Here is a 14,731-nt window from a genome sequence, read left to right as displayed (position 1 = left end):
CGTAAAATATTGCGCACCATAACGATTCAATTGTACACATTCATTGGTGCTTCGCACTAACAACCTGTAGTACATCGTTGTAAGATTGAGACGGATTCTCACTGTCTAACCAGTGAACACCCTCCCAACCTCGCAACCAGGTCATCTGGCGCTTAGCCAATTGTCTCGTCGCGCAAATACCACGATAAACCATTTCATCATGTGAAATTTCCCCTGCCAGATAAGACCACATCTGCCGGTATCCCACACAACGAATGGAAGGCATGTCCGTATGCAAATCACCACGGGCAAAAAGAGCCCGCACTTCAGCTTCAAATCCAGAAGCTAACATCTGATGAAAACGCTGCTCAATTCTTTGATGGAGCAGTTCACGGCTCGCCGGGGCGATGGCGAACTGATGCACCTGGTAAGGCAGAGCTTCTCCTGACGTTTCCGTCAGTTCCGTTAAAGTTTTACCCGAAATGAAAAAAACTTCCAGTGCACGGGAAAGCCTTTGTGGATCATTTGGATGAATACGTGCAGCGGCGACAGGATCAACCTGTGCTAACTCACGATGCAACGCTTCCCATCCTTGCTCTGCAGCCTGTTTTTCAATCCGTTCCCGTACTTGCGGGTCAGCGGATGGTAAAGGCGATAAACCCTCTAACAATGCCTTGAAGTAGAGCATTGTTCCCCCGACTAACAAGGGAATACGCCCTGCCGCGGTAATTTCAGCCATTTCAGCCAACGCATCACGCCGGAAATCAGCGGCGGAATAGGCTTGTGCCGGGTCGAGAATATCAAGTAACCGATGCGGAGCCTGGGCCAGTTCTTCAGCCGTTGGCTTCGCGGTACCAATGTCCATCCCTTGATAGATAAGGGCCGAATCGACGCTTATCAACTCTACCGGCAACGTTTTACGCAAATTAATGGCTAACGCTGTCTTACCTGAGGCAGTCGGCCCCATCAAAAAAATTGCCTGTGGCAGGCTTTGCTTAACTTCAGTCATGTTTCAGGGCGTTCATCGCCATATGTAAATCAACAGGTTGTAACAAACCGCCAGGTGGTGATTTCACCAGTTGCGGACAAAGGCGCTCCACATCAGCCAGCAGGGCAATCGCCTGCGCCTGATTCCATTGTTCATGATTACCGTCCATTTGACGAGCAAACCATTGAGCAATCTGTGTTGCATTCACCTCTGTCTGTCGCGCCAGGTATCCTGGCAGTTCGTGAATCAAGATTTGTAAATTTTGTTTACGCAAAGGTAAAGGTACAGAGCGAATTGTTATCTGACGCGACTCAATGGCGAATTCAATGCCCATTTCCAGTAAAAGCGGCTGATTTTTAATCAGAACGTCCTGTTCTTCTTTGGTGACTTTCAAACGAATGGGGATCAGCAGCGGTTGAGCACGTGCCCCTTCGGAGCCTGGTACTAACTGCGCCATTTTCAACCAACGTTCAGCCACGCTTAAGGAAAGCAGCATGATTTTGCCGTCACGCTCGAGTAACGCGATATCCGGATTGATGACGGTCAGCACGCGCCCAAAACTTTGTGCGTGACCGTCTAAAGCCTCGTAAGGCTCAGACTCAGGTTCAGCAACTCGATTTTTTGAGGCTGCGGGTGTCGGTGTATTCAACAATTCACGATACACCGCCCCTTCTTTCTTCTGAAAACCTGGTGCCGCATGCGGCCATAAAGGCGCACTGCCTTTACTCGCACTTCCTTCACTATAGCCGCCAGAAACCGGGGCCGTATTACGAGGTGCTGATTCGCGAGGTATTGATTCGCGAGAAGCTGCGGGAGCAGCAGGCGTTGCAAACTGGTTACGCCCGGATGCCACGCGGTTTTCCGGCTGCCAGTGCGGTTGCGGTTCTTCCGCCGTTTCTTCCAGCGGCAGGCGATTTTCACTTTGCTGTTGCAGCACGCTCAACACGCCCTGGTAGATAAAATCATGCACCAGGCGCGACTGATGAAAACGCACTTCATGTTTGGCAGGATGCACATTCACATCCACTTGATGCGGGTCGATTTCCAGGTACAGCACAAACGCCGGTTGCTGGTCGGCACCGAGTTTGTCTTCACAGGCCTGGCGGATAGCGTGATTGATCAGGCGGTCGCGCATCATGCGACCGTTCACATAGCAATATTGAATCTCTGCCAGGGCGGAAGTCGTCGCCGTAGGTTCAGCCACCCAGCCGCGTAATGCCAGGTCACCATGCTGCCATTCAATGGCCAGCGCTTGTTCGAGGAAAGCCGTACCGCAAATCGAGCCAAGGCGGCGTTCGCGAGGTGCACCCTCTGCAACCCCACGGTACTGACGAATCACTTTGCCGTTGTGAGTGAGATTTATCGACACATCAAAACGCGCCAGCGCAATACGTCTGACTATCTCATCAATGTGATTGAATTCGGTTTTTTCGGTGCGCATGAATTTGCGACGTGCGGGGGTATTGTAGAACAAATCCAACACCTCAAGCGTGGTTCCGACTGGATGTGCCGCAGGTTTTACCGTCACATCCTGTTCACGCCCTTCAGCATAGGCCTGCCAAGCTTCGCTTTGCTCGGCGGTGCGCGAGGTTAACGTCAGTCGTGCAACCGAGCTAATACTCGCTAACGCTTCACCACGAAACCCGAGGCTAATAATGGCCTCAAGGTCATCAAGTGTGGCGATTTTACTGGTCGCATGACGAGCCAGGGCTAATGCCAGCTCATCTTTTTTGATACCGCAGCCGTTATCGCGAATACGAATGAGCTTGGCGCCACCGCGTTCAATATCAATATCAATACGCGTGGCGCCTGCATCAAGACTGTTCTCAACCAGTTCTTTCACCACCGATGCGGGGCGCTCTACCACTTCGCCAGCAGCAATCTGGTTGGCAAGTTGCGGCGGCAGAACCTGAATCGGCATGAAATCTCCTTATTGAGTCATCGCGACGGGATCAATACCCGCACCTTGCGAGCGTGCAGTTTGACCAGTTGGTGGCGCGGATTGCAACGGATGCGTCAGGAAATAATCCCTAAGCCCTTGATAAATTGCTTGTGCAATTTTTTGCTGGTAGTCATCGCTATCGAGCAGGCGCTCTTCCGAGTTGTTGCTGATAAACCCGGTTTCCACTAATACCGAAGGAATATCCGGCGAACGCAATACGCCCAGGCTTGCGTGTTCCGGGCGACGTTTGTGCAACGAGCCTACGCGCTGCATTTGCGCCAGCACTTTTGTTGCCACATCATACCCGACGCGCTGGGAATGGCCGAACTGCAAATCCAGAACCGCCTGGCTTAAATAAGGGTCAGCTTGGCTATTGGCCAGTACATCACCCGCTCCGCCCAACAACTCCGATTGTTTCTCGTGCTGTTCGAGCCAGCCCGCCATTTCGCTGTTCGCACGACGATTCGACAGCACCCAAACGGAGGCTCCCGTCGCATCGCGATTAGGCGCGGCATCAGCATGAATAGACACCAGAATATTGGCATTCTGTTTACGTGCGACGTCTGAACGTCCCATCACCGAAATAAAATAATCACCATCGCGGGTCAGCACGCCTTTAAACATCGGGTCGTCATTCAGCAATGAGCGAAGTTTACGGGCAATCGAAATAGTGACGTTTTTCTCTTTCGTGCCACCAGGGCCAATTGCCCCCGGATCCTGCCCGCCATGCCCCGCATCAATAGCCACAACGACGGTATCGGATTGAGTCGTGGGGCGCTGAGTCCGTGCAGGATGCATCGCCGTATTAGAACTGATGGCTCCCGTCACGGTCTGCGGATTAAAGGGATTTTTTGCAGGCTCGGTTGAACGGGTGACGGGTGGCGCTTCAACACGTTTAGCCACAACCGGAGGTGGTGGTGGCGGAGGCGGAGCATCGGCGTTGATCGTAAACACTACCGTGTAATTAGAACCATTTTGCTGTTTTACAGCGCGAGTTTTGCCAGGCTCAGTGAGATCAACCACCAGGCGTAAAGAATCGCTGTCTTTTGGTTGCCCTGACCGAATGCTTTTCACCAGGTTATTGCCACTGAACAACAGCGGTAAACCTCTGATCACACCCGTTTGTTTGATATCCAGAGCAACGCTTTTCTTATCATCCTGAGAAAAAGCATATTCAGGATCGCCAATAAAACTAAACGTGATCCGCGCCTGAGAATCGCCGTTCGATACCTGAATATCCGCTAAACTGGCCGCGCTTGCTTGTGCCGCCAGCACCAATAAACACAACGCCATCCACACACTTTTCACGCGATAGATCATCCCGTCATCCTTGTTATTTGGCCAACCGCGCCAGTAACGACTCACCAGATGAGGAAACTGCTTTCAGGCACGCTTCGCGCCCTTCGGCCTGGTAACTTAGGTGGATTTCGACATCCGGTTCTGGAAGCACACCCTGACCTTTTTGCGGCCATTCCACCAGACTGATTGCGTCATTGGTGAAATAGTCACGAATTCCCATAAACTCGAGTTCTTCTGGATCGGCAAGACGATAGAGATCAAAGTGATACACCATCAAATCACCGAGTTCATACGGTTCTACCAACGTATAAGTTGGGCTTTTCACGTTCCCTTTATGACCCAGCGCTTGCACAAAACCACGGCTGAAAGTCGTTTTCCCCGCGCCAAGATCACCATACAGATGAATCACGGTGGCACCGATGCAGGCTTCAGCCAGGCGTGCGCCCAGTTCTAAGGTCGCGGCTTCATCAGGTAATGCGATAACTCGATTAATCATTTTTTTGGCTATTCAAATCCGGGTTAACAAAAGGGTACAACGTCGATAATAAATCGGTCGCTAACATGCCACGTGTACCAAAGCGGTAAGCCAGCACATCAGCGGCAGCGCCATGAGCTACACATCCGGCACACGCTGCATCATACGGGGTTAACTTCTGTGCCAGCAATGCTCCGATGATTCCGGATAGCACATCCCCCATGCCGCCGCTGCCCATGCCTGCATTACCCACATCAACAATGGCGCATTCACCATGTTGGCTGGCAACAACCGTACCGGCACCTTTTAAGACCACAATTCCGCCATAACGTTTTACCAGGCGGTCTGCGGCAAGTAAGCGGTCACTCTCAATTTGTGACACGGCGCAATTTAGCAGCCGCGCAGCCTCGCCAGGATGTGGCGTAATCACGCGATTCTGACGTTTATCGGGATTGATTGCCAGAAGGTTCAGCGCATCTGCATCCCACAGCATCGGTTTACGGCTGTTCTCTACTTTTTGTAGGGCTTTTTTGCCCCACTCTTGTTGCCCTAATCCTGGGCCAATCACTATCACATCGGCCCACTCAATACTTTCATCAAGCGTTTGTGAAGTCAGTTCCTGAACCATTAACTCAGGCCGTGCGGTCAGCAACGGTGCGATATTTTCTGAGCGAGTCAAAACCCTGACCAACCCCACTCCAGCCCGCAAAGCCGCTTCGCCCGTCATACGAATCGCCCCCGCCGTGCCGTGGTCACCGCCTATTACCACCAGTCGCCCGTTATCGCCTTTGTGCGAGGTGGGCTTGCGCGGCGTTAACCAGCCCGCTAACTGTGTGCTATCCACGCGAGTTATCGGCGCAGTCTGCCCCTTCAACCAGGTTTCAAGGCCAAGCGCATCAAAGTGCAGTTCACCCACCACATCGCGCGCTTTTCCGGTCAGAAGACCAGTCTTAAGGGCAATAAACGTAATGGTGTGCGAAGCGTTGATCACCGCACCGGGAATGGCACCCGTTTCTGCGAACAAGCCCGAAGGAATATCCAAGGCAATCACAGGAGCAGAATGGTGATTACATTTTTCAATAAGCTGCGCGGCATTATCTCGTGGCGCATGCGCAAGCCCGGTTCCCAGAATACCATCGACCACCAGGTCGATATCATCAGGCCATGGATGCTCTGGCGCATGAATAAGACCTGCGGCATCTAGCCAGGCATCACGCGCGTACGCCGCCTCCTGCGGCAATGGCTTATCACTTTCCAGCGCCAGAAGCGTAACGCGCACACCCGCAGCCTGAGCCAGGCGTGCTAATACGTAACCATCGCCGCCGTTATTGCCATGTCCACATGCGACCATCCAGTGCTGGCTTTGCGGATAAAGTTCGCGGGCAAGGTTAAATGCCGCAGCGCCCGCTCGCTGCATCAATTCATAGAGCGTTAGCCCTAATTCATCCGCCGCCTGCTTTTCAGCGGTGCGCAACCAGTCTGCTGACCAAACTGAATGTGGTATACTTTTGGCGGTTATTTTTAGGCTCAGGTCCGTCATGTCACAGCCCCTCGATCTCAATCAGTTAGCGCAAAATATCAAACAGTGGGGAATCGAACTCGGCTTCCAGCAAGTGGGGATTACCGATACCGATCTCTCCGCCAGTGAACCCGCGCTTCAGTTGTGGCTGGATAAACAATACCACGGCGAGATGGATTGGATGGCCCGTCACGGCATGATGCGCGCCCGCCCACACGAATTGCTGCCGGGGACGTTGCGCGTAATTAGCGTGCGGATGAACTATCTCCCGGCAAACGCGGCCTTTGCCTCGACGCTCAAGAACCCAAAAATCGGTTACATCAGCCGTTACGCCCTCGGACGTGATTACCACAAACTGCTGCGCAATCGACTCAAAAAACTGGGTGAAATGATCCAGTCCCATTGTTCCACGCTGAATTTTAGACCTTTTGTGGATTCAGCGCCGATTCTTGAGCGCCCATTAGCGGATAAAGCTGGCCTGGGATGGACAGGTAAGCACTCACTTATCCTGAATCAGGAAGCAGGATCGTTCTTTTTCCTCGGTGAGCTATTAGTCGATATTCCATTACCCATAGATAAACCTGTCGAGGAAAAATGTGGGCGCTGCGTGGCCTGCACGACGATTTGCCCAACCGGCGCGATAGTTGAACCTTACACGGTCGACGCGCGGCGTTGCATTTCCTATCTCACGATTGAGCTTGAAGGCGCAATCCCTGAAGAATTCAGACCGCTAATCGGAAACCGAATTTACGGCTGCGACGACTGCCAGCTGATTTGCCCGTGGAATCGCTTTTCACAATTGACCGTGGAAGATGACTTTAGTCCGCGTCGCGCATTGCATGCTCCGCCGCTGGTTGAACTGTTTGCCTGGAGTGAAGAATATTTCCTGCGCGTGACTGAAGGTTCAGCGATTCGCCGCATCGGTCATTTACGTTGGCTGCGAAATATTGCAGTCGCATTAGGAAATGCCCCCTGGGAAGAAGTGATTCTGGAAGCATTGCAACAACGAAAAGGTGAGCACCCACTTCTTGATGAGCATATTGAATGGGCGATTGCGCAACAATTAAGCAAACGGAGCGCTAATGCAACTGAGGTTCAGTTACCGCAAAAGCAGCGTCTGGTTCGGGTCATAGAAAAGGGGTTAAAACGTGATGCGTGAAATGTCCACAGGATGTGAATAAAAATTTGAATGCCTTGCCCCACAAGCGATGTAAAATCTGCAAGCGATCGAGTTAACATTTTTAAATATTATAAAAATTAAGTAAATCAAATAGTTAAACTAAAGGTGTAAAAGTTAATAAATAATTAGCGATCGAAGGGAAAAAACGTAAGCTGTGGATAAGTCTGTTTACAAGAGTTTTTGAGGAACGTGAAAACCACCACCGACGCGACTTAGCGTTGTGGATAATTTGTACTGAAGATTAGAATTTGGAGCGGGAAACGAGACTCGAACTCGCGACCCCGACCTTGGCAAGGTCGTGCTCTACCAACTGAGCTATTCCCGCTTGGGTGGTGCTGGCTTTAAAAGCCAAATCAAATTTTGGAGCGGGAAACGAGACTCGAACTCGCGACCCCGACCTTGGCAAGGTCGTGCTCTACCAACTGAGCTATTCCCGCATATTCTTCGTCTTTCAAGCTGATGCTTAAAAGCCATCGAATTTGGTGGTGCTGCTGTAATCAAATTTGGAGCGGGAAACGAGACTCGAACTCGCGACCCCGACCTTGGCAAGGTCGTGCTCTACCAACTGAGCTATTCCCGCTCTGTGTAACGCTGCAAATTCTGCATCGGTACGGGAGGCGCATTATACGAGAAATCGTTTTAGTCGCAAGCCCTTCAAAAGGTTTTTTTCACAAAATTAGTTTGAATGGTGATTTAAGCGTCAAAATGATTAATTTCTCAGCGAAGGAGGAGTTTAGCTCCTCCCGAACACCTGTCAAAGCTTAATAAAATTCTCACGATAGAACGCAAGCTCTGCCACAGACTCACGAATATCATCCATTGCCTGGTGCGTGCCCTGCTTTTTGAAGTCAGCGAGAATTTCAGGTTTCCAACGACGCGCCAGCTCTTTCAGCGTGCTGACATCCAGATAACGATAGTGGAAGTACTCTTCCAGCTCTGGCATGTACTTAAACAAGAAACGGCGATCCTGGCCGATACTATTACCGCAGATTGGCGAGCTATTCGCTGGCACCCATTGTTTCAGAAACTCAAGCGTTGCCAGTTCAGCCGCGCGATCGTCCAGCTGACTTGCTTTCACACGCTCAACCAGGCCGCTACCGGTATGAGTACGCACATTCCAGTCATCCATCAGCGCCAGCTGTTCGTCAGACTGATGAACCGCAATCGTTGGCCCTTCGGCGAGGATATTCAAATTGGCATCAGTAACCAGCGTGGCAATTTCAATTATGCGATCCCGCTCGGGGTCCAGGCCGGTCATTTCTAAATCAATCCAAATCAGATTGTTTTCATTTCCACTCATGCTATTTTCCACCCTTCTTGTGCGTAGCCCACCGTTGTCGATGGGTTAATTCGTATAAAATAGTGTGTATCATAGAGGTTTTGCCCATCACGGGCGACCAGGAGCCAGTAAGATTGAGCAAAAATAAACTCTCCAAAGGACAGCAGCGCCGGGTTTCAGCAAATCACCAGCGTCGGCTTAAACAGACTGTGGAGAAAGCCGATCCTGACGACTCTCAGTTTGGTGAACCACGCGATGGTCGCGTCATTAGCCGTTTCGGCCAACATGCCGATGTCGAATCACCCGGTGGTGAAATTCACCGCTGCAATATCCGTCGTACCATTCGTTCGCTGGTAACAGGCGACAACGTAGTCTGGCGCCCGGCTAAAGAAGCGGCGGCAGGTGTCACGATTAAAGGCATTGTGGATGCAGTACACGAGCGCACCACCGTTCTGACACGCCCTGATTTCTATGACGGCGTAAAACCCATTGCCGCTAACATTGACCAGATAATTGTGGTTTCCGCCATTTTGCCTGAGCTGTCGCTAAACATTATCGACCGTTATCTGGTGGCGTGCGAAACCCTCGACGTCGAACCACTGCTGGTATTGAACAAAACCGACCTGCTGGACGAAGCAGGCCTGGCGTTCGTCAACGAACAAATGGATATCTACCGCAAGATTGGTTATCGCGTTCTGTTTGTTTCCAGCCACAAAGTTGAAGGTCTGAAAGAGCTTGAAGAAGCATTGATTGGCCGCGTCAGTATTTTTGCCGGGCAATCCGGCGTGGGCAAATCAAGCCTGCTGAACAACCTTCTCGGCTTTAAAGAAGTCCAGATTCTGGTTAATGACGTTTCTGATAACTCAGGTTTAGGTCAGCACACAACGACCGCTTCGCGTCTTTACCACTTCCCAGGCGGCGGCGATGTTATCGACTCCCCAGGCGTGCGCGAATTCGGTCTGTGGCACTTAGAGCCAGATCAAGTCACGAATGGGTTTACTGAATTCCACGACTATTTAGGTCGTTGCAAATACCGTGACTGCAGCCACACCAACGATCCAGGCTGCGCGCTGCGCGAAGCCGTTGAGCGTGGGGAGATCGCTGAAACGCGTTTCGACAACTACCATCGCATACTGGAAAGTATGTCCGAGGTAAAATCGCGTAAAACCTTTTCCGATACTGAACGCTGACAATTAAGCTGGGCATCGCTAAAATCGCGCTCCTTTTTGTGTATGCCCGCTAAAATGGGTACTTAGCCAGGAGGCTATCTTGTTAGACAACTTTAAACTTTCGCTCCAGTACATCCTGCCTAAACTATGGCTGACCCGCCTGGCAGGCTGGGGTGCAAGCAAACGAGCTGGCTGGTTGACCAAACTGGTTATCGACCTGTTCGTCAAATACTACAAAGTCGACATGAAGGAAGCACAAAAGCCGGACACCGCCAGCTATCGCACCTTCAACGAATTCTTCGTCCGTCCACTGCGTGACGACGTACGCCCGGTTAACACCGACCCAAGTGTACTGGTGATGCCAGCCGACGGCGTAGTGAGCCAGTTAGGCCCAATCGAAGAAGACAAAATCCTGCAAGCAAAAGGCCATAACTACAGCCTGGAAGCCCTGCTTGCCGGTAACTACTTAATGGCCGATCTGTTCCGTAACGGCAGCTTCGTGACCACTTACCTGTCGCCGCGTGATTACCACCGTGTTCACATGCCGTGTAACGGTATTTTGCGTGAAATGATTTACGTGCCGGGCGATTTGTTCTCCGTGAACCATTTAACGGCGCAAAACGTCCCGAACCTGTTTGCCCGTAACGAACGTGTTATCTGCCTGTTCGATACTGAATTTGGCCCAATGGCGCAAATTCTGGTCGGCGCGACCATTGTTGGCAGCATCGAAACCGTCTGGGCAGGCACTATCACGCCACCGCGTGAAGGCGTGATCAAACGCTGGACGTGGCCTGCCGGTGAAAGCGAAGGTTCTGTTGCACTGTTAAAAGGCCAGGAGATGGGTCGCTTTAAACTGGGCTCAACGGTGATTAACTTGTTCGCGCCGGGCAAAGTGAACCTGGCCGAGCAACTGCAAAGCCTGTCTGTGACTAAGATTGGTGAACCGCTGGCCGTATCTACCGAACCTATGGGCGAACCGGAAGTGCCTGTCAGTGAGATTACTGAAGCAGAAGTTGCCGCCGATCAGGAAACCAAACCCGACGTTTAACGCTTAAAGCTCAACCTAAAATCATTCAAGTTGCAGCAAGACGGCAACTGAGCGAATCCCCAGGAGCTTATATAAATAAGTGACTGGGGTGAGTAAAGGCAGCCAACGCAGCTGCGGCTTGAAGGATGAAGGGGTTAACTAAGATAGGTATTTACGTGCGCCTGATACTCACTTTTCTGATGGCCTGGTGCCTAAGCCTACCGCTGTATGCCGCCCCAGCCCCTGATGCCAAACAAATCTCCTAGGAACTGGAACAAGCTAAATCTGCAAAAGATCAGCCCGCTCAGGCTGAAACCGTGGAAACGCTTCAGGCCGCTCTCAATGCACTTCAGGAACGTAAAGCTTCTCAGGAACGTGCAACGCAATATCAGCAAGTCATTGATAACTTTCCAAAGCTTTCTGAAACATTACGCCGTCAGATTAGCAGCCTGCGCGAAGAGCCGCAGAAAGTGCCGGAAGGTATGTCTACCGATGCCTTAAACCAGGAAATCCTGCAAGTCAGTAGCCAGTTGTTGGATAAAAGCCGCCTGGCGCAGCAAGAACAAGAACGCACCCGAGAAATCACCGATTCCCTCAGCCAGCTTCCGCAGCAACAAACTGACGCTCGCCGCCAGTTAAACGAAGTCGAACGGCGGCTGGGCACGCAAACCACCACCAGCACGCCATTATCGCAGGCACAGAATCTCTCTTTGCAGGCTGAATCTTCACGCCTGAAAGCCCTGGTCGATGAACTGGAACTGGCGCAGCTTTCCGCCAGTAACCGCCAGGAACTTTCACGCCTGCGGGCTGAGCTTGCTCAAAAGCAGAGCACGCAACTGGATGCTTATCTGCAAGCGTTGCGTAACCAATTGAATAATCAGCGTCAGCGCGAAGCAGAACAAGCGCTGGAAAGCACCGAACTGCTGGCTGAAAGCAGCGCGAATTTACCACCAGACATTGTTGCCCAGTTCAAAAATAACCGGGAGCTATCTCAGGCGTTGAATCAACAGGCTCAGCGCATGGATTTAGTCGCCTCTCAGCAGCGCCAGGCGAGCAGCCAGACGTTGCAGGTGCGCCAGGCGCTCAACACGCTGCGTGAACAGTCACAATGGCTTGGGGTCTCTAACGTGCTGGGAGAAGCATTACGTGCCCAGGTGGCACGTTTGCCGGAGATGCCAAAGCCGCAGCAAGTGGATACCGAGCTGGGCCAGTTGCGTGTTCAGCGGTTGCATTACGAAGATCTGCTAAGCAAACACCAGCAACTGCGCCAGATTCGTCAACTTGATGGTCAGCCACTCACCACCGAGCAAAATCGCATTCTGGAAGCGCAGTTACGTACCCAACGCGAGCTGCTCAACTCCCTGCTACAAGGGGGCGATAACCTCATTCTCGAGCTAACCAAACTGAAAGTGGCCAACAGCCAACTGGAAGATGCGCTCAAAGAGGTGAACGAAGCGACGCACCGTTATCTGTTCTGGACCTCAGACGTCAGCCCGATAGGCTTCAGTTGGCCGGTTGAGATCGTGCAAGATTTGCGTCGACTGGTATCGATGGACACGTTCAGCCAGCTTGGCAGCGCCACCGTCATGATGCTGACCAGCAAAGAGACGCTGCTGCCGCTGTTTGCTGCGTTGATCCTGGTAGGCTTCAGTATCAGCTCGCGCCGCCACTTTACGGCTTTCCTGGAGCGCTCCAGCGCCAAAGTGGGGAAAGTGACGCAGGATCATTTCAGCTTAACGCTGCGCACCGTGTTCTGGTCGATTCTGGTGGCATTACCGTTGCCGGTGCTTTGGGCAACGCTTGGTTTCGGGTTACAAGCGGCCTGGCCATATCCCCTCGCAGTGGCGATTGGCGATGGCGTGACCGCCACCGTTCCTCTGCTTTGGGCGGTAATGATTTGTGCCACATTCGCCCGTCCTAACGGTTTGTTCATTGTGCATTTCGGCTGGCCCCAGCAACGTGTCGCCCGCGCTATGCGTTATTACCTGATGAGTATCGGGCTTATCGTGCCGCTAATTATGGCATTGATAATGTTTGATAATCTCAGTGACCGGGAGTTCTCCGGTTCTCTTGGGCGGCTGTGCTTTATTTTGATTTGCGGTGCGATGGCACTGGTCACGTTAAGCCTGAAACGGGCAGGAATTCCACTGTATCTGGATAAACAGGGCAACAGCGAAAACATTGCCAACACGATATTATGGAACCTGCTGCTGGCGGCTCCATTGCTGGCTATTTTGGCCGCCGTGGTAGGTTACCTGGCAACCGCGCAAGCTCTGCTGGCAAGGCTTGAAACCTCGGTCGCCATCTGGTTCTTGTTACTGGTGGTTTATCATATCTTCCGTCGCTGGATGCTCATTCAGCGCCGCCGCCTGGCATTCGATCGCGCCAAACATCGTCGTGCGGAAATACTCGCCCAACGTGCTCGTGGCGAAGAAGAACCCGCTCACAGCCACAGCACTGAAGGTTCGGCAGAAACTATCGAAGAGCCAGAAATCGATCTGGATACTATCAGCGTGCAGTCTCTGCGCCTGGTGCGTTCGATTCTGATGCTCATTGCACTTCTATCGGTCATCGTGTTGTGGTCGGAAATCCATTCTGCATTTGGCTTCCTTGAGAACATCACGTTGTGGGATGTCACTTCAACGGTACAAGGCGTGGAAAGCATCGAGCCGATAACCCTGGGCTCAGTGTTAATTGCCATTCTGGTGCTGATTATCACCATGCAACTGGTGCGTAACCTCCCTGCTCTGCTTGAACTCGCACTCCTCCAGCACCTGGATTTAGCACCTGGTACCGGTTACGCCATCACGACGGTCACCAAATATCTGCTTTTACTGGTGGGGACATTGGTCGGCTTCTCGATGATTGGCATTGAGTGGTCGAAATTGCAGTGGCTGGTCGCAGCCCTTGGTGTTGGTTTAGGTTTTGGTTTGCAGGAGATTTTCGCCAACTTTATCTCGGGCCTGATCATTCTGTTCGAGAAACCGATCCGTATTGGCGACACCGTGACGATTCGCGATCTGACCGGAAGCGTCACTAAAATTAATACGCGAGCTACCACCATCAGCGACTGGGACCGCAAAGAGATCATCGTGCCGAATAAAGCGTTTATCACCGAGCAGTTTATCAACTGGTCGCTGTCGGATTCGGTAACGCGTGTGGTGCTAACTGTTCCAGCCCCGTCTGATGCAAACAGCGAGGAAGTCACGAAGGTGTTGTTGCAGGCAGCCGAGCGCTGTTCGTTGGTGATTGATAACCCTCCGCCAGAAGCATTCCTTGTGGACTTGCAGGCGGGCATTCAAATATTTGAGCTGCGAATTTATGCCGCAGAGATGAACCACCGTATGCCGCTGCGCCATGAGATTCACCAGCTGATTCTGCAGGGCTTCCGCGAACACGGTATCGAACTGCCGTTCCCACCATTCCAGATGCGTCTGGATAGTCTGGGCGGGCAACGTAGCAACAAGACGCTAACATCTTCAGGGAAAGCAGGCAGAACGCCGGGAAGTTTGTAAGCCAACACCCCTCATCCCGGCCTTCTCCCCAGGAGAAGGAGAAAACCGGACAACCCCCTCTCCGGTGGGCTGTCTCTTAGTCACATTTCTGTGAGTCGGGAGACAGTTCCGTTCACCCGGTGTTCAGTGTTTTATATAGCCACTGAACCGGTGAACGACTTAGGGTGGCCACCGTCGCCACCTGGAGTCAAAATGGAGGTGATTGAAGCCGGAACCAGAGGTCAACGTCAAAACCTAAAGATCACACTGAGCCGGTTTTGACCTTGTTCCCGGTATAAATTGCCCCAGTGTTCCCCATAAATCAGGGTTGAGCTGCCGGGAGCAGCGAAAGAGAGCGATCGTCTGGAACGAGTCGCGAA

The 14,731-nt window shown here is 52.1% G+C and carries 9 protein-coding genes, 3 tRNA genes and 1 pseudogene; 4 read left to right on the top strand and 9 right to left on the bottom strand.

Features of this window, described 5'->3' with window-relative positions:
* Positions 1-40: 40 nt before the first annotated feature.
* Genes miaA through nnr form a run of 5 tightly spaced genes read right to left on the bottom strand, consistent with a single transcriptional unit; the run spans position 41 to position 6,223 of the window.
* Positions 41-988, bottom strand: a complete 948-nt coding sequence (gene miaA, locus AC0IWZ_RS01000; RefSeq protein ID WP_034492785.1) for a tRNA (adenosine(37)-N6)-dimethylallyltransferase MiaA — start codon at positions 986-988, stop codon at positions 41-43.
* Positions 981-2,888, bottom strand: a complete 1,908-nt coding sequence (gene mutL, locus AC0IWZ_RS00995; RefSeq protein ID WP_471678364.1) for a DNA mismatch repair endonuclease MutL — start codon at positions 2,886-2,888, stop codon at positions 981-983. The genes miaA and mutL overlap by 8 nt, the downstream gene beginning before the upstream one ends.
* A 9-nt stretch (positions 2,889-2,897) precedes the next feature.
* Positions 2,898-4,229: an N-acetylmuramoyl-L-alanine amidase AmiB gene (gene amiB, locus AC0IWZ_RS00990; protein ID WP_034492781.1), complete on the bottom strand. Its 1,332-nt coding sequence runs from the start codon at positions 4,227-4,229 to the stop codon at positions 2,898-2,900.
* 13 nt (positions 4,230-4,242) lie between these two features.
* Positions 4,243-4,704: a tRNA (adenosine(37)-N6)-threonylcarbamoyltransferase complex ATPase subunit type 1 TsaE gene (gene tsaE, locus AC0IWZ_RS00985; protein WP_034492778.1), complete on the bottom strand. Its 462-nt coding sequence runs from the start codon at positions 4,702-4,704 to the stop codon at positions 4,243-4,245.
* Complete coding sequence (nnr, locus tag AC0IWZ_RS00980; RefSeq protein WP_471678365.1) at positions 4,697-6,223, bottom strand: bifunctional ADP-dependent NAD(P)H-hydrate dehydratase/NAD(P)H-hydrate epimerase; 1,527 nt, start codon at positions 6,221-6,223, stop codon at positions 4,697-4,699. The genes tsaE and nnr overlap by 8 nt, the downstream gene beginning before the upstream one ends.
* Between nnr and queG the strand changes: the two genes are divergently transcribed.
* On the top strand, positions 6,222-7,361 hold the full coding sequence (gene queG / locus AC0IWZ_RS00975; RefSeq protein ID WP_471678366.1) for a tRNA epoxyqueuosine(34) reductase QueG: 1,140 nt from the start codon (positions 6,222-6,224) through the stop codon (positions 7,359-7,361). The genes nnr and queG overlap by 2 nt on opposite strands.
* A 270-nt stretch (positions 7,362-7,631) precedes the next feature.
* Here the strand turns inward: queG and AC0IWZ_RS00970 are convergent.
* From AC0IWZ_RS00970 to orn, 4 genes are all read right to left on the bottom strand, one after another.
* Positions 7,632-7,707 (bottom strand) — tRNA-Gly (locus AC0IWZ_RS00970).
* Between the two features lie 36 nt (positions 7,708-7,743).
* Positions 7,744-7,819: transfer RNA gene (locus AC0IWZ_RS00965), tRNA-Gly, on the bottom strand.
* A 67-nt stretch (positions 7,820-7,886) separates the two neighbouring features.
* Positions 7,887-7,962: transfer RNA gene (locus AC0IWZ_RS00960), tRNA-Gly, on the bottom strand.
* A gap of 174 nt (positions 7,963-8,136) precedes the next feature.
* Entirely contained in the window at positions 8,137-8,682 is a 546-nt protein-coding gene (gene orn / locus AC0IWZ_RS00955) for an oligoribonuclease (RefSeq protein ID WP_034492766.1), read from the bottom strand.
* A 113-nt stretch (positions 8,683-8,795) separates the two neighbouring features.
* Here orn and rsgA point away from each other — a divergent pair, with 113 nt between their 5' ends.
* From rsgA to mscM, 3 genes and pseudogenes are all read left to right on the top strand, one after another.
* The gene (gene rsgA, locus AC0IWZ_RS00950) at positions 8,796-9,851 is read left to right on the top strand and encodes a small ribosomal subunit biogenesis GTPase RsgA (RefSeq protein WP_034492765.1); all 1,056 of its coding nucleotides are present in this window, start codon (positions 8,796-8,798) and stop codon (positions 9,849-9,851) included.
* Between the two features lie 79 nt (positions 9,852-9,930).
* Positions 9,931-10,878, top strand: coding sequence for an archaetidylserine decarboxylase (asd, locus tag AC0IWZ_RS00945; protein WP_034492763.1), 948 nt, complete (start codon positions 9,931-9,933; stop codon positions 10,876-10,878).
* A 155-nt stretch (positions 10,879-11,033) separates the two neighbouring features.
* A pseudogene (mscM, locus tag AC0IWZ_RS00940) lies at positions 11,034-14,372 on the top strand (miniconductance mechanosensitive channel MscM).
* Positions 14,373-14,731 lie beyond the last annotated feature (359 nt).

The organism is Buttiauxella sp. AC142 (assembly GCF_979253435.1).
This window is presented reverse-complemented; position numbering and strand designations above follow the sequence as displayed.